Here is a 16,014-nt window from a genome sequence, read left to right as displayed (position 1 = left end):
TGAAAAAAATCTGCTTCCATTATATAATGAAAAAATCCAGAATAAAAAATCCGGAGGAATGACCTTGAATCCCCTTGACCAACTGCCCATCCCCCTGCTGGAGTGGTACCGGGACAACGCCCGTGTGCTCCCCTGGCGCAGCGACCCCACGCCCTACCACGTGTGGATCTCCGAAATCATGCTTCAGCAGACCCGTGTGGCTGCGGTGCTGGACTACTACCGCCGCTTCATGGCCGCCCTGCCCACCGTGGCCGACCTGGCCGGCCTGGAGGAGGACAAGCTCCTGAAGTTGTGGCAGGGCCTGGGCTACTACAACCGAGCGCGCAACCTGCAAAAGGCCGCCCGGCAGATCCAGGAGGACTTCGGCGGGCGCTTTCCCGACACCTATGAGGCTATTCTAACCCTAGCCGGTGTGGGGGAGTATACCGCGGGGGCCATTTCTTCCATCGCCTTCGGCATCCCCGTCCCCGCTGTGGACGGAAATGTGCTGCGGGTGGTGGCCCGCCTCACCGGCGACGGGGGAGACATTGCCAGGCCGGAGACCAAAAACCGTATGCGTCAGGCCCTGCTGGCCGTGATTCCCCGGGACATGCCCGGGGACTTTAACCAGGCCCTCATGGAGCTGGGGGCCACCGTGTGCCTGCCCAACGGCGCGCCCCTGTGCGGGCAGTGCCCGGTCCGGGCCCTCTGCACCGCCCTACGGGAGGAGCGCACCGGGGAGCTGCCGGTAAAGGGGGCAAAAAAAGCCCGGAGGATCGAGGAGCGGACGGTGTTCCTCATCTTCCGGGACAAACGGGTGGCCCTGCGGCGGCGGGCGGCCAAAGGGCTGCTGGCCAGTCTGTGGGAGTACCCCAACGAGCTCGCCCCGGCCCCCTGCCCGGTGGAGGCGGCCGGCCTGGAACCCGGCTGTGGGGGCCGGCATATCTTTACTCATATCGAGTGGCGGATGCAGTCCGTGGTGGTGACCGCCGCGTCGGACGCGCTGCCCCAGGGCTGGGTCTGGGCCGATCGGGACGCCCTGGCCGGGGAGTACGCCGTGCCCAACGCCTTTCAGAGCTTTGCCCACCTGGTGGAGGCGCGGCTGGGGTGATTGGGGAGCCGCCCGGCCCCCTGGGGTCCAGGGGCAAAGGCCCCTGGTTGTTTTTCCCCAGCTTTTGCAATCAAAAGTTGGGCCCCGTGCGGGAGCGCATCCCCCCGTCCCCTTCGGGGAAGAGGCCCCGGCGGAAGCCCCCCGCTATCGAAGGTATTCCGGCCCGATGCACTCCAATACCAGCAGAAATCCCAGGCGCAGCCCCTCCTGGAAGGCGTAGCGGGCGTGGCCGTCCAGGGGGCGCTCCTGCCACTCCTCAGGCCAGCGGGAGGGGTCGGGCCGGCCGATCTAATATTCGTAGAGCAGGTCTGTGATGACGGGCATACGATCACCTCATGGACCTATTAGTCAATATTATTATAATAGACCTTTTAGTCAATGTCAAGGAGTTTGCTATGGAATTTACAGAAAAGCTTTTTATGCTGCGGCAGGAAAAGGGCATTTCCCAAAAGGCCGTGGCGGAAGCCATCGGCATTACTTTGCGCCAATACCACAGATTTGAGCGCGGCGACCAGAAGCCCGGCTTTGATAACCTGCGGAAAATCGCCGACTTCTTTGACGTCAGCGCCGATTTCTTGCTGGGGCGCACCGACCGGCGCTCGGGGGCCGGAGTATGATCTGCAATCTCTGCCCCCGCCGCTGCGGCGCCCTGCGCACCCCGACGGCGGGTGAAGGCCTGTGCGGGATGCCCGAGGCCCCGGTGCTGGCCCGGGCGGCCCTCCACCATTGGGAGGAGCCCCCCATCTCCGGCAAGCGCGGCTCAGGCACGGTGTTTTTCTCCGGCTGCTCCCTGGGCTGTGTCTTTTGTCAAAACGAGGCCATCAGCCACAGGCGCTTCGGAACCCCCATTGCCATCTCCCGCCTGCGGGAGATTTTTTACGAGCTGATCGATCAGGGGGCCCATAACATCAATCTGGTCAATCCCACTCACTACGCCCACGCGGTGCTTCAGGCCCTGGAGCATCCCTTGCCGGTGCCGGTGGTGTGGAACACCGGCGGCTATGAGCGCCTGGAAACCCTGCGCGCTCTGGAGGGCAAGGTGCAGATCTATCTGCCTGACTACAAGTACCGCTCCCCAGAGCGGGCAGCGCGCTACTCCGGCGCGTCCGACTACCCGGAGACGGCGGCCGCCGCCATCCGGGAGATGGTGCGCCAGACCGGCCCCATGGTGCTGGAGGACGGTCTTCTCAAGCGCGGGACCCTCATCCGGCACCTGATCCTCCCCGGCGGCCTCCAGGAGGCCAAGGCCGTGATGGACTGGGTCGCGGCGTCCTTTCCGGCCGGAACGGCGGGCTTTTCCCTGATGAGCCAGTATATCCCCTGGGGCCGGGCGGGGGAATATCCGGAGATCAACCGCCCCTTGCGCCGCTCCGAGGCCCGGGCCGCCCAGGCGTATATGGCAGCCCTTGGTCTGGAGGGCTTCACCCAGGAGGCCGGGGCCGCAGAGGCGGACTACATTCCCCCCTTTGACCTGTCGGGGGTAGAAAAGGGATGATCGCTTTATGAGCCTCTTGGAATCCGCCGGGCAGAGCCACCTGCGCCGCATGTGGCGTCTGTCCTGGCCGGCAATCATTGAGCAGATTCTGGCCATCATGGTCAGCTACGCGGACACCGCCATGGTGGGCGTGCTGGGCGCGGCGGGCACGGCCGCCGTATCGGTGAATGCCGCGGCCATCTGGCTGCTCAACGGCTTTTTGATGAGCGTTGGCGTTGGCTACTCTGTCCAGGTCTCCCACGCCATCGGCGCCGGGGATGACGAGCGGGTGCGCCAAGTGGTCCGGCAGGGCGTGCTGGCCGCCGCTGTGGTGGGACTGCTTGCCCTGGCCGTCTATCAGCTGCTGGCCGGATCCCTCCCCCGCTGGCTGGGCGCGGAGCCCGACGTGCTGCCCCAGGCCTCTCTTTACCTGCGGCTGTATACCCTCGCCGCCCCCTTTGTGGCCGCCGGCTCTATCTTTTCCGCCATTCTGCGCTGTATGGGCAACACAAAAACACCGCTGTATTTCAATACAACGGCCAATGTCATTAATGTGATTCTGAACTTTTTCCTCATCTACCCCACCCGCCCGGCCAGCGTGCTGGGGCGGACCGTCACCATCCCCGGCGCCGGACTGGGGGCGGCCGGCGCGGCCACCGCCTCCGCCATTGCGCTGACCTTTGCCGGCGTGGCCATGCTCGCCGCCGGCGTCCGGCAGGGCCGGTTCCGCATTGCCCTGCGGGAGTGCCGCCGCCCCGACGGGTCCATCATCCGCCAGGCGGTCTATCTGGGAGTGCCCACCGCCATCGAGCGGGCTACTATTAACCTGGGACAGATCGCCATGACCGCCCTGGTGGCCTCTCTGGGCACCGTCTCTCTGGCCGCCCACCAGATCGCCACCACCGCCGAAGGGGTGTGCTACCTGCCCGCCTACGGCATCTCCTATGCCGCCGTGGCGCTGGTGGGCCAGTCCGTGGGCGCCCGCAGCCGGACGGAGGCCGGAGCCTATGGCCGTCTGGCGGGCTGGCTGGGCTTCTGGATGTGCCTGGCCACCGGGGCAGCCCTGTTCGTGTTCGCCCCCCAGCTGGCCGCCCTGTTCAACACCGACCCGCTGGTGGTGGCGGAGGCCACAGTCATGCTGCGCATCGTTGCCTTTGCCGAGCCGCTGTTCGCCGTGTCCATCATCCTCTTCGGCGCCCTGCGGGGCGCCCGGGACGTGCGCTTTCCCATGGTGGTGGGACTGGCGGGCATGTGGGGTCTGCGGGTCCCGCTGGCCTTCGCCCTGGTTTACTGGGCCAAGCTGGGGCTGGCCGGCGTTTGGATTGCCATGACCATTGAGCTGAACCTGCGTGGCCTGCTCAGCGCCCTGCGCTGGAAGAGCGGCGCGTGGGAGCTGAAATGCGGGCTGCGGAGCAGCGCTACTGCTGCGCCTCCTCCCGCCGGACCAGATGAGCTCCAATGAGCTCCGGAACGTTTCTCTGCGCCGCCTTCAGCAGTTCGCCCAGCACTTGAAAAATAATATGCCTGGTCTCCCGGTCCACGGTGCGCAGCCTGTCCAGCACCGCTCCGGCCTGGCGGAACCACTCCGGGGTAAGGGTTGGCAGGGGACTGACTTGCTCCCCTGCGGCGGAGAGCACCTCAAAGAGGGCGTCGACAAATTCTGCCCGGCGGGGGCCGTCCAGGCCCGCGATCCACTCCTTCAGGGTCAGGCTCACAAAGCGGCTGGTTCCGTCCACCTCCTCCAGGCAGTCAAAGTCCGGCCCCTTCAGCTGCCAGGAATAGGGGTCGTGCTGGAGGATACCGGTCTGGTCGCTGCACACCACCGTGTACTCTTCCTCGTGGTCCAGGAGCATTCCCACCACCGAGGTCTGGGGAACAAAGGTGTGAATGCGGCCGCGCACCGCCTCATACCCCGCCCGGTCCAGGGCGTTGCCGCAGAAGCCGGGTCCGTCGTTGTTGTAAACCCCCGCCAGCCGCGCCCGCACCGCGGGCGAACAATTGGCCGCAGCGTACACCGCCAGATTGCCCCCCTTGGAGTGTCCTCCGGCCCACAGGGGGCCGGTACTCAACGCCGCGGTCCGCTCCAAGTAGACCGCGGCCGCCTGCTGGGAGGGCACCCGGGCGCAATACCCCATATTGAAATCCTCCTTCCAGCCCACCAGGGTGTTGTCCGTCCCCCGAAAGGCTGCAAAGGTCCCCGCCTCCCCCAGCTCCACCGTCACGGCGGAGAACTGCTGCTCCTTTTCCGGATCTATTTGATTGACATAATCTTTCAGCCTCATACCGCCAAAGCGCACGCTGCGGGCCAATGCAGCCCAAAACAGCAGGGTATTTTCCTCAAAATCCGCCCGCCGCTTCTCCTCGGGCCAGCCGTTGGCAGTAAAATAGGACTCCGCCGCCGCCCGGAGGGAGATTCCTTCGGGCGGCACCAGGCCGTCCAGGGGCGCATAGGACAGGCAGGTCAAAATCAGGGCGTCCACCCGTTGAAAGGGCGCCGCAGACAGGGACAGATCTCCCCGCCAGATCAGATAGTCAAATACATTGGCCATGGGCCACACTCCCTTTGCGTTTTCGGCAGGCACCTGTACGCTCTGCACCCCCATTGCCACAAGAATACCACAAATACACGCGCTTGTGAATCATGCGGACACAGAACGCCCGCCCCCGGAGAACCGCAGGTTCCCGGAAGGCGGGCGTTTTTCATGGTTTTCTTTACCGCTCGCGCCGCTGAAGCTGAAGGCGATCCGCGATCATGGCAATAAACTCAGAATTTGTCGGCTTGCCTTTGGCGTTGGATACCGTATAGCCGAAGTATTTCTGCAGGGTTTCCAGGTCTCCCCGGTCCCAGGCCACTTCAATGGCGTGGCGGATGGCACGCTCCACCCGGCTGGCAGTGGTGCCGAAGCGCTTTGCCACCTCCGGATAGAGGATCTTGGTCACTGCGTTGATGACCTCCATGTCCTCTACGGCAATGATAATCGCCTCGCGCAGATACTGGTAGCCTTTGATATGGGCGGGAACCCCGATTTCATGGATAATCCCGGTAACCGTGGTCTCCAGATTTTCAGCCTGATTGGCTGACCAGGAATCTCCCGCGCCGCCGTTGTCCCCAGCCCTGGTCATCAGCTGACGCACCCGCTCAATCACAGTGGCCATTCTGCAGGGCTTCATCATGTAGTAGTCGGCGCCCTGCCCCGCCGCCAACTCCGCCATATTTCCCCGGGCAAACCCGGAAAGCACCAGCACTTTGGGCCGCATCGGCAGAGCGGTCATGGCGGAAAGCACCTCCAGCCCATCCATATGGGAGAGTACCAGGTCCATTACCACTACATCCGGTTCCAACTCCTTGACCAGACGGAGCAGCTCCTGCCCATCCTCCGTCTCGCCCGCCAGCTCCATATCCGGTTCCTCCGCCACCGCACCCGCAAACAGGCGGCGGAACTCCTCACTGGCGTCCGCCAGCAAAATGCGCTTCTTATTCTCCATCTTCGTTACCCTTTCCTGCAGTTGCTTCGTTATCATTTCGCCATGGCAGCTTACCGGTTGCCTATAATTTACCATAATCAGACAGCAAACGCAAGCTTTAATTGCCATTTTTTGGTTAATAAAAATTCGACCCTCTTCGACCTGATCCGCATAATCGTATTGACAGCGATGCAATGTAAACACGGTCGGGCCGGCTGTACCGGGCTTTTTCTCTCCCCACGCTCAAAAAGGGACCGCTTAAAAGCGGTCCCTTTTTGAGTTCCTCTTATGCTGCGCCGGCGGCAGAGGTCATGTTCTCGGCCAAAATACCATATCCCTGGGTCGGGTCGTTTACCAGCACGTGGGTCACAGCGCCAACCAGCTTTCCATTCTGCAGGATGGGGCTTCCGCTCATGCCCTGAACAATTCCGCCCGTGGCCTCCAGCAGCCGGGGATCGGTCACCTTGAGCATGAGATTGCGCGTCTCACCCGCGGCCGCCGGGTAAACCCGGGTGATCTCCACTGCGTACTCCTCTACCTTGTCTCCGGTAATGTTGGAGAGAATGGTGGCCTTTCCGGTCTTTACCTCACTGCGGGAAGCCACCTCCACTGCGGGCATGGAACCGGCCATAGCTTCGTCGCTCAGCGTGCCGAACACACCGCTCTGGGTATTGGCGTACAGCGCGCCCAGGTCCCTGGAAACCTGAAAAGCCCCGTGGAGCTCACCAGGGGCACCGCTCTCGCCCTTCTGCACATCGGTGACTTCCGCATACATGATGGATCCGGATTCCAGCGGCATGAGCAGCGCGGTGTCCACGTCGTTGATCCCGTGGCCCAGCGCCCCAAAGACACCGGATTCCGGATCATAGAAAGTCATGGTCCCAATGCCCGCCATGGAGTCCCGAATCCAGGCCCCCAGCTTATACTGGCCGTCCGCGCTGCACTGCACCGCCTGGGCCGTCACCTGAACCTGCTTTTCCCCCCGGGTGGCGCGGATGCTCATTTTGTCCCCGCCTACTTCCTGGAGCACCTGCTGCACCTGCTCGATGGTGTCCACCTCCGAGCTGTTGATATGCGTGATGATATCTCCCGCCTTCAGTCCGCAGTCGCGGGCAGGCACGCTGGCTCCGCCTTCCGTGGCAATTTCCGAAAATCCGACCACCATAACTCCGTCGGAAAAGAGCTTAATGCCCACCGCCCGGCCAAGCGGCACCACGGTGCGGCCCACCGCCGGGTGCTCCGCCGCCGCCGGCGCGGGCTTTACCTCTTCCAGCGCCGTTCCTACACTGCCTGCCGCCGGCAGCGCTCCATGGCTCTGGAGCGGAAACCAGGCACACAGCAGCGCCGCCGCCAGCACACAGGCGATGAGCCCCGCCGCCCAGGGCCACACCTTTTGTTCCTCCTTCATGCAACCACCCCTATTCAAAATCAAAACGGGCGCTTTTGGCGCCTGTTTTAATATGACCGAAATTGTGCGCCGCCCCGCTGGCAATGAAACACACCTTTGTCTTGGAGAAACCTGGATGTCCTGCAATGGCAGGCATTTTCTTTGCCAAGCGCCCTTTTTCTGCCGCTTTTTCCGCAAAAATTTTAAAATCCGCCGGCCACCGCTCCATGGCCGGGCCGGTCTATTCCACCTGGGACCGGCATAGGCTGTACAGAAAAAGAACAAGGGGGTATCGCCCATGTCGCGCCTGACTAAGCCGGTCCTTCTGACCTTCATCGCCGCCACTCTGATCGGGGCCTGTCTTCATTTCGTGTATGCACTCTTTCCCTGTGCCTTCACAGCGCTCTTCTCTCCCGTGAACGAAAGTCTCTGGGAGCACGTGAAGATTCTCTATTGGCCCGCCCTGATCGCCTCTCTGCTGCTCTCCCGGAGGCAGGAGCCGGGTGTGCTGGGCGCGCGCTGCCTGGCGCTGCTGGCAGGGGCCGGGCTGATGCTCTTGGTGGGATATATCTACCATGTGATTCTGGGCGGGGAATCTCCCGGATTTGATATTATCCTCTATGTGGCGCTGATGGCGCTGGTTCTCCTTCTGCCCACCGCGCTTCCATCTTCCCGCTGGGCAGCACATGCGCCTGTGCTGGTTCTGCTCGCCGCCGCGCTGGGGGTCGCTCTGGTGCTCTTTACCTTTCTGCCGCCGTCCATGATTCTCTTTACCGACCTATCCGGGGCCAATACCTGGAGCACCCTGCCCTGCTGAAGCATTGGAAAACACAAAACTTTATACTTTACAAATGCCCAAAAGACTGCTATAATAATCTGGCACGTTGAGGAACGTGTCAGTTCGCGGCCGTAGTTCAATTGGATAGAGCGTCAGATTCCGGTTCTGAATGCTGGGGGTTCGAGTCCCTTCGGCCGTACCATAAAATCCAAACGATGTAGATGCCACTGGCTTTTAGCCAGTGGCATCTGCTATTTTATTGTTTTTAGGTGTAAATGGTACGAAAACTGTGATATTATAGAGACAATAAGAGTATGGTTTACCTTTTCAATTGCTTTTGAGGGCAGAATATGAAAAAAGTCATAATAGGAAAGAATGATTTAAAGACTGTTGCCCCGGAAATCGCTGCAGAATGGGATTATGAAAAGAATCATGGTTTGCCCGAGAACTACTTTTGGGGCTCAACAGAATGTGCAAGTTGGATTTGTTCCGTATGTGGCTATAGGTGGGATACAAAGATTCGCTATCGGACTGGAGACCGAAAGAGCGGATGTCCTGCTTGTGCCAGAATAAAACGCGGAAGCATTCGGCATAAACAAGCACTTACAAAAAACGGATCAATTACTAACGGGTTATTGTTGAACGAATGGGATTACAAGAAAAACAAAAATCTCCCCTCAGAATACACAGCTAAAAGTAATGCGAGTGTATTTTGGAAGTGCCGAAAGTGTGGGTATAGCTATAAGGCTAAAATCAGCAATAGAGCAATCGGCAGAGGTTGTCCTTGTTGTGCGGGTAAGACAGTTGTAGTCGGTATTAATGACCTTGCAACGACGCATCCACAATTGGCGTCTGAATGGCATCCAACAAAAAATGGTGAACTGACACCAGAAATGGTTACTTTTGGACAAGGTAAAAAAGTCTGGTGGCAGTGTTCAAATGGTCATGACTATCAAGCAACAGTTAATCATCGAAGCGGAGGGACAAATTGCCCTTACTGCAATTCCGGCAGGCAAACTTCTTTTGCTGAACAAGCCATCTTTTATTACATCAAGAAAGCTTTTCCAGATGCTATCAACAGATATAATGAGATTTTCGAAAACAGTATGGAGCTGGATATTTATATACCATCAATAAAACTGGCCATCGAATATGACGGAGAGGCGTGGCATAAAGCAGATAAACATGAAAGAGAACTAAAAAAATATGCAATATGTCAAGAAAACGGAATCAAACTACTGCGTCTAAAAGAAAAAATGACGGATCAAGCGAAGTATACTGCTGATGAATATCTTGGAATTGACGGAAATATGTATGAACACAATCAGTTGGAAAAAGTGATTCGTTATTTGTTAGATAAAATCGACCCAGAAACAAACTTTTGGACGAGAAATAATCCGTTGGCTTTTCATAGCCCTGTTGATATCAACATCAAGCGAGATGAAATGGAAATCCGTTCTTACATGACGGCTATCAAAAATGGCTCATTTGGAGAACTATTCCCCGAAATCGCAAAAGAATGGCATCCCATTAAAAATAAAGATTTGACGCCGCATGATGTTTTCCCACATTCTGATATTAGCGTCTACTGGGTATGCCCAACATGTCAAAACGAATATCGAACAACAATCGGACATAGAGTGTCCGGAACGGGTTGCCCTAAATGTGGGATAAAGAAAAGTTCCTCAGCAAAGAGTAAAAGAGTACAAATGATAGACGTGGACACTCACAAAATCGTTAAAAACTTTCCCTCTATATCTGAAGCGTCCAGAATGACGGGGATTAGCTCCGGCAATATTTCTTCTGTTTGCCGTGGTGATGGTCGAAAACAAGCGGGCGGCTACATTTGGAGATATTGTGACAACACAGAGAGCACTCAATTGTTTTAGGGCATCTATAGTGTTTGGATTACACAAGTAAAAATCCACGCAAAGCTTTGTAAAATCAATGCTTTGCGTGGATTTTTATGTTTTTATCATACTTGCAGAAAATGCACTTTCCAGCTCATTAAAACACTTTTTGCGGTGGAAAGGGTGGTGGAGCTTTTTAAGGCACATGCGCTTTGCATAACTCCACCTTGTAATACCACCCCACTGGCAGCCCAGCTTCCCGCAGGGCGGCCAGCTTTTCAGCTTTTTTCTTGCATCCATAGGTGGCCGTTTTGTACTGGATGTACTCCGCCATGGACAGCCCGGCCTCCTCCGCCTTCTCCGGCCATTCCGGGTAGGCTAGCGCCCAGGCAATCTCCTGATTCGCCTTGCTCAGCCCGCTCTGCGTGATGGCCTTTGCGTTCTCGGCAATGGTCAGGCCTCCCTTTTCGTCCTCGTTGTCACGCTCCGGCTCGCTCGCGGCCGGGCCGGCTTCCCTCCGTTTCGGACTCGAAACAGGCCCGCTTCGCGGCCCTTCGGTTTCTCCTCCTCGCTCCGGTCCATCCGCCCCTGCTCCCGGCCTGCGCGCTTCCTCGTTGTAGCCCTTAGCCCCGGCGGCATACTCCAGGTATTCCTCCGCCTCCATGCCCTGCCGGTAGGCCTCCCGCACCTTGTCGCCGCTCAGCGCGGCCCCGTAGCGCTTCCGCAGGACCAGGTAATCCGCCGTGGACAGGCCCAGGGTCCTTTGGGCCGCTCCGGCCTCCGTCACCCAGTCCTCCGGCCGGTAGTCGCTCACGGCGGCCTTGCTCAGTGCGTCGGCGTAGCTGTATACCAGTTCCACCGCTCCGGCCTTCTCCTCGTCGCTCATGCTGTGATAGCTCCGGCTGTCCAGCAAATCCTCCATAAGCCCGTATGCCGTCTGCCCCCGCAGGGTGGCGTACTCCACATATTCCTCGCCGGTGAGGTCCTTGCGCACCCCGTCCACAATAATGTACCGCCTTGGCCGTTCCGGGATCACCCCGCCGTCCCCGGTGGCGTCGTACAGCCTCTGTACCTCCTCGTCCGCGGCCGTCACATTCCGGGTGGAGGTGTAGGCGGGGTTAAGGAAGTTGTTGAAGGTCCGCAGGGGCTGCGGGTCGCTGCCCTCCTGCCGCCCCCATGCGTCGATAAAGGGCACCTGTTGGTAGTCCCAGCCGGGTATGCGCGCGCTGGCCCGCCCAAGGGCATACTGCACGTCCGTGGGCAGCGGCAGGGACTTGTCCGTGTAGGTGCTCATGCGCCGCTCCTCCGCCGTGCGCTCAATCTGACCCCCAATGGTGGGAATGGCCTGGGAGAAGTAGCTGACCACGGCGGAAGCCGCCAGGGCCTGGAGCTTCCCGGCGCTGTCCACATAGCTCACGCTGTCAATCAGGTCGTTCAAAGACTGCAGCATGGACATTTGCAGCATGGGCTCGGATACGGAGGAAATGGCGTTGAAGATGTCGTCCGAGCTGGCCCCGTTCTCTCCCAGCGCGTCCATCAGCTCCACTCCCATAAAAAAGGGCAGCGCCTCCGGGGCCAGCCAGTCCAGGGTAACCGACGTGCCGTCCGGGAGATTAAGGGCGTAGTTCTGCCCGCCGGTCAGCTGGTCCAGGGCGGCCTGCTTCTCGTCTCCGCCCCCGCCCCCGGTCACCAGCCCCAGGGAAAAGAGCGCCGCGCCCAGCGCCATCAGCCCCGTGCCGGTCAGCCCGGCGGCGATGTTGTCAATTGCGTCCGCCCCCGTCATTTTGCCCTGCTGCACCTGGCGCAGGTCATAGGTCAGGGCCTTGGCCAGCCCCAGGGGGCTGTACTCCGCCCCACGCACCAGGATATTGGCCGGCGTGCGCTTGAAGGGCAGCACCGCCTCCCCGAAGGGACCCAGCGCCCGCACCCCGCGCACCACGGCGTCGGACACGGCGTTGCGGTCCTGATAGGTCGCCCGCAGCGCCTCCCGCCCGGCGTAGGCCCTGGCCCGCTCCAGAACGGCGCTGTCCGCCTGGCCGCTCCTCAGCTGCTCCGCGCTTACCCCGTTGGCCTGGAGGAATCCGGCCAGGGCGTCGGTGTAGGTCACCCGCTTGAAAATGGCGTCCTCCAGCTCCAGCAGGTTGGAGTTGCCCTTCCGTACCGCCTCCAGCGGGGCGGACTGGAACACCCGCCTGCGGCTGTTGATCTCGCTCTTTAGGTCGTCGTATTTGCTGCCGGACAACGTGTCCTTCACATTAGCCCAGTCGTTCCAGGCCGCCCGGTACAGCTCCGGCGCCGCAGCAAAGGACTTGGTGCGCTGAAGCTGCCCGCCGCTGGCCGCGGATACCCCCGCCTCGATGGCCGCGGCCAGCCGGTCCTTGGTCCACCGCACCGGCTGGAACCCCACATTGCCCCCAATGTTCCGAATGTGCGTCCGGGGATTGGCCAGCATCGCCATGTACCGCCACGCATTCCACTTATCCGCGAAGGTGGGCGGAATCTGGTCGGCCACGCTCTGGATCAGCCGGTCATAGGCGGCCTCCTGGGCAGACTCGTCCGGGGCGTTCAAAAACGCGTCCGCCAAAGCCTCGTCCAGGACAATCCCCTTCTCCTCCCCGCCCCTGCGCAGTTTTTTCAGGGTCCGCTCCCCCAGGCTGTCGTTGAGGCTGTTGACCTCCTTCTGCAGCATGTACAGCTGCCCCGACGGCGTCAGGGTTTTCAGGATGCGGGCCGCCTGGGTCGCCTGGGCCCCGGACCGGATGGCCTGTATATAGTCGTGCAGAATTTCCATGGCCCGGGCGGTGTCCCCGGCGTTGACCGCGGCGTTGTACAACTGCGCGCCGGTGGCCACCAGGTCCGCGGAGGTCTTTCCGCTGCGCACCTGGCCGCTCCAATTCGCCAGCGCGTCGGCGTACCCCGTCCGCTGTATCCTGGCCGCGGCCCGGTCGGCCCGCTTCTGGTTGGATATGGGCAGATAGGAAAACGCCCCGTTCACCAGCTGCTCCGCAATCTCCGGCACAAACTCCTCCGGCGTGGCCGCCGCCTCCATCACCGTCCGGGCCGTCAGGGACACCCGGTCCCGCTCCGTGGTCTGCCGCGGCACGTCCACCACACGGGCGGGCGTTTCCCCAGGCTCTATGGCCCCATACCGCCCCAGCAGATGGCTGTACGGGTCAAACCCATACCGCGCCGCGCCTACGGCGTTCTCCGGCCCCGCCCTGTCAACTCCGCCCGGCGCCTCCAGCTGCCTTCCACCGGTTACTTCATCCCAATTCTGGGCAGAATCAGAGTTGACACCATCCGCCGCTTGGCGTATAATGGGGTCAATGGAAGAACCTTGCGACAGTGCGTTTTGGACGTTTGCCACGGGGCCGGTTTGATTTCCGGCATCGGGGATTGTTGGCCGGTTCTTCCCTTTTTTTATCCAAAGGGAATTTGTTGTAAGCGCGTGTCGTCCATCAGTTACTGCCTGAGCCGTAATAAGTGTATCTCCGATCTGCTTAGAAAACAGCAGAACAGGCCGTCCAAACATATCTCTCTCCGAAGAAAGGGAAACCTTGTCAGGGGAAGCAAGAACTTGGGGGATCAATGCAATATCTTCCGCAGTAACGGCCCTCTGACCACGCGCTGCCTCTGACTCGGTGTCTCCGTGATGATTAAAGATATGCTGTACGGAGTCTCCAGGAAGGATTGCCGTGTAACCGCTGACATCCACTCCAGTATTTTTCTTGATGGTAGCCGCCGCAGTCTCCGGAAGCGTTCCCATATAAAGCCGCTCTGATCCGCCCTTCTTACCTAATGCCTGCTTTACAAAGGAGACAATATCCGCAGCCGTTCTTGCTATGATATTTTTCTTTCCTGTAGACAGGCGGTTCACAGCCTGCTCAGTCATCGGAATAAGCCCAGTCCCCGCATCCCCCGTGCTGTCCTTGGGGAATACGCCGCCGATGTTCTGCCCAGGTTCGTCCTCCTGCCCCCAGACCTCCGCGTTCTTGTCCCCGCGCTTTACCGTCTCTGCGTCCCACACAATCGCGCCATCCGAAGTCTTGACGCCGGGGATATCGTCAAACAACCCATTGTCAAATGCCCATGTCACCAGATCCGGGTTATCCCATGCCCCGGCTCCGTCAATAATGTTCTTCGGGTCAAAATCTTCCGCGATCTCTGCGCCGCTCCAATACTCGGACAGAGCATCAAGAGAGGGTGGGAGCGCCCAATCCTCAACTGCCTTGTCCCAGGCTTCTGCGATTGCAGGCTTGACGTCATTGATGCTGGGGAGCGAAGCGTGATCCACCACATAGAGGTCATCTCCGTACATATCAGTGCTTGGAGCGTCGTCTGCGAACATCCCATATCCAACCTCGCTGGATATGGGAGATTCCCCCGCGTACACACAGCGGTAAGACTTATCGTTTCTGTATGGCGTCCCGTTGAAGGGGACCGTTATATTCCGGCCTCCGCCGCTTGCAGACGGCCCATGCTCTTGCCTTCCAGACGGCGTTCCCTCATTCTGGAGCTGAGATACACTGCTGTCCTTCTCCATCAAGGTTTCGTTTTCAACGTCCGTCTCCCCCGTGGAGGCGGTTTTGTTTTGCCCTGTGGCCTCCACAGCGCCATCAGAGACCGCATTCTGCCCCTGGGTGTCCACAGATGCCTGCGCCTGCCGGAAGTCGGGCAATGGCTCCACGCTCCTGCGCCGGAAGCTGGGCAGCCCCTCAAACGGACTCTGCTCAAACATGGGTAACCCCTGAAAATCCGCCGCCACCTGCCCCGGCTGTGCAAGCCGCTGGTTGACCCTGGACAGGATGTCCGCGCCGCTTCCCACTTCCGCCCGGGCGCTGCGCACGTCGGATACCGCGCCCGGCAGCTCCAGACCCACCTGCAGCACCCCGGCCGCCGCCGCGCCCAGCAGGGCGCTCTGGGCGATCTCCTCCGCCGTGGCGTTCTCCGCGTCCGGGTCGTACATGGCCCGCTTCAGATAGGGGGAGAGGATGGCGCTCAGCGCTTCCTCGCCGCCCTCCCCCGCGATGTCCAGCACGCGGCTCACAATGGGGCTGGCCTTGACGGCCTCCGCAATGCCCCGGAGCTTGCCCTCCCCCATTCCCGGGATGCCGCCGGCAATGCTCTCAATGGTCGTCTCCAGCAGGCCGGAGGCCGCGCCGTAGGCCAGCGCCCGCCCGGCGTCCGCCCCCTCCTGCCGCGCCTCGTTGGCCCCGCCTCCGGCGGCCTGGAGCCCGAATACCGCCCGGCTGACATTGGCGCCCGCATTTGCCGCCTGTCCCGCCTTCAGCCCTGTCCCCAGAACCTTGGCCGCCACGCTTCCCGTGGCGATGGCGGGCAGCATCTGCACCACCGTCTGACCCAGCCCGGTCAATTGTTCCTCTTCCCTGGTGGGCTGATAGCGCGCCCGAATATCTTCCTCCCAATCGCGTGTCACGCTATTGTCTAAAAAGGCGTCCGCCTCCCGCCCGGCCCACTCGGAAACCGGATTCTTTGCCAGACCGCCCAGGGATGTAATCCCCTGTAGTCCCTTGTAGAATCCTGTCCCGATCAGGTCCGTTACATTCTCTCCCGCGCCCAGCAGGGCCGCCCCGGCCCGTTCCGTCCCATAACCAAGTCCTTGGGAAAAGCCCATTTGTATCCCTTTCTCCCGGCCGGGCAGCAGGGTCTTTCCTGCGGTTGCAGCCGCGTGGCGCTCCTGCGTGAGCGCTCCACGATTCACCCCCGTTTTCAGCCCGCTGGAGCTTGTCCCACGGTCCGCACCCGTGCCCGAAAATGCCCCGTCGGCGCCCTGAAATACCGGAAGCGTGGTAATCCCCGCGGCATTGGTCGCCCTTCCGGTTTTCTCCGTGGACGCCTTGGCCAAACCAGTGGAAACTGTTCTGCGGGCTTTTGCCGCTGCCGCATCCTGCCGGGCCGCGTTCTCCTCCGCCTGCTTCAGCCGCCTCTCAAATGCCGTCATCCGTACAT

At 60.6% G+C, this 16,014-nt stretch carries 11 protein-coding genes and 1 tRNA gene; 7 read left to right on the top strand and 5 right to left on the bottom strand.

What is annotated here, in order from left to right; translation table 11 throughout:
* The first annotated feature begins 64 nt into the window (after window positions 1–64).
* The 4 genes from mutY to H9Q75_RS09035 all read left to right on the top strand — a co-directional run bounded on the left by mutY (window position 65) and on the right by H9Q75_RS09035 (window position 4,026).
* Complete coding sequence (gene mutY, locus H9Q75_RS09050) at window positions 65–1,090, top strand: A/G-specific adenine glycosylase (protein ID WP_186566306.1); 1,026 nt, start codon at window positions 65–67, stop codon at window positions 1,088–1,090.
* A gap of 395 nt (window positions 1,091–1,485) precedes the next feature.
* The gene (locus H9Q75_RS09045; RefSeq protein ID WP_186566304.1) at window positions 1,486–1,707 is read left to right on the top strand and encodes a helix-turn-helix domain-containing protein; all 222 of its coding nucleotides are present in this window, start codon (window positions 1,486–1,488) and stop codon (window positions 1,705–1,707) included.
* Window positions 1,704–2,585: a radical SAM protein gene (locus tag H9Q75_RS09040; RefSeq protein ID WP_186566302.1), complete on the top strand. Its 882-nt coding sequence runs from the start codon at window positions 1,704–1,706 to the stop codon at window positions 2,583–2,585. Before H9Q75_RS09045 ends, H9Q75_RS09040 begins: the two co-directional genes overlap by 4 nt.
* Before the next feature lie 7 nt (window positions 2,586–2,592).
* Window positions 2,593–4,026, top strand: coding sequence for an MATE family efflux transporter (locus H9Q75_RS09035; protein ID WP_186566300.1), 1,434 nt, complete (start codon window positions 2,593–2,595; stop codon window positions 4,024–4,026).
* Here H9Q75_RS09035 and H9Q75_RS09030 read toward each other — a convergent pair.
* The 4 genes from H9Q75_RS09030 to H9Q75_RS09015 form a co-directional block, all read right to left on the bottom strand.
* Complete coding sequence (locus H9Q75_RS09030; RefSeq protein ID WP_186566298.1) at window positions 3,983–5,113, bottom strand: DUF2974 domain-containing protein; 1,131 nt, start codon at window positions 5,111–5,113, stop codon at window positions 3,983–3,985. The two genes, H9Q75_RS09035 and H9Q75_RS09030, sit on opposite strands and share 44 nt — an antisense overlap.
* 163 nt (window positions 5,114–5,276) lie before the next feature.
* Window positions 5,277–6,050: a sporulation transcription factor Spo0A gene (gene spo0A, locus H9Q75_RS09025; protein ID WP_243200770.1), complete on the bottom strand. Its 774-nt coding sequence runs from the start codon at window positions 6,048–6,050 to the stop codon at window positions 5,277–5,279.
* A gap of 265 nt (window positions 6,051–6,315) precedes the next feature.
* Window positions 6,316–7,437 carry a SpoIVB peptidase gene (gene spoIVB / locus H9Q75_RS09020; protein WP_186566294.1) on the bottom strand — a complete coding sequence of 374 codons (1,122 nt, stop codon included), beginning with the start codon at window positions 7,435–7,437 and terminating at the stop codon, window positions 6,316–6,318.
* A gap of 10 nt (window positions 7,438–7,447) precedes the next feature.
* Window positions 7,448–7,645 carry a hypothetical protein gene (locus H9Q75_RS09015; protein ID WP_186566292.1) on the bottom strand — a complete coding sequence of 66 codons (198 nt, stop codon included), beginning with the start codon at window positions 7,643–7,645 and terminating at the stop codon, window positions 7,448–7,450.
* A 69-nt stretch (window positions 7,646–7,714) separates the two neighbouring features.
* Here H9Q75_RS09015 and H9Q75_RS09010 point away from each other — a divergent pair, with 69 nt between their 5' ends.
* The 3 genes from H9Q75_RS09010 to H9Q75_RS09000 all read left to right on the top strand — a co-directional run bounded on the left by H9Q75_RS09010 (window position 7,715) and on the right by H9Q75_RS09000 (window position 10,083).
* A complete protein-coding gene (locus tag H9Q75_RS09010) occupies window positions 7,715–8,233 on the top strand; it encodes a DUF6512 family protein (RefSeq protein WP_186566290.1) in 519 nt (172 codons plus the stop codon).
* Window positions 8,234–8,319: 86 nt separating this feature from the next.
* Window positions 8,320–8,396: transfer RNA gene (locus H9Q75_RS09005), tRNA-Arg, on the top strand.
* 148 nt (window positions 8,397–8,544) lie between these two features.
* Window positions 8,545–10,083 carry a zinc-ribbon domain-containing protein gene (locus H9Q75_RS09000; RefSeq protein ID WP_186566288.1) on the top strand — a complete coding sequence of 513 codons (1,539 nt, stop codon included), beginning with the start codon at window positions 8,545–8,547 and terminating at the stop codon, window positions 10,081–10,083.
* 157 nt (window positions 10,084–10,240) lie between these two features.
* Here the strand turns inward: H9Q75_RS09000 and H9Q75_RS08995 are convergent, their stop codons facing one another.
* On the bottom strand, window positions 10,241–16,006 hold the full coding sequence (locus tag H9Q75_RS08995) for a PBECR3 domain-containing polyvalent protein (protein WP_186566286.1): 5,766 nt from the start codon (window positions 16,004–16,006) through the stop codon (window positions 10,241–10,243).
* Between the last annotated feature and the right edge of the window lie 8 nt (window positions 16,007–16,014).

The organism is Lawsonibacter celer (assembly GCF_014281125.1).
Taxonomy (GTDB): Bacteria; Bacillota; Clostridia; order Oscillospirales; family Oscillospiraceae; genus Lawsonibacter_B; species Lawsonibacter_B celer.
This window is presented reverse-complemented; position numbering and strand designations above follow the sequence as displayed.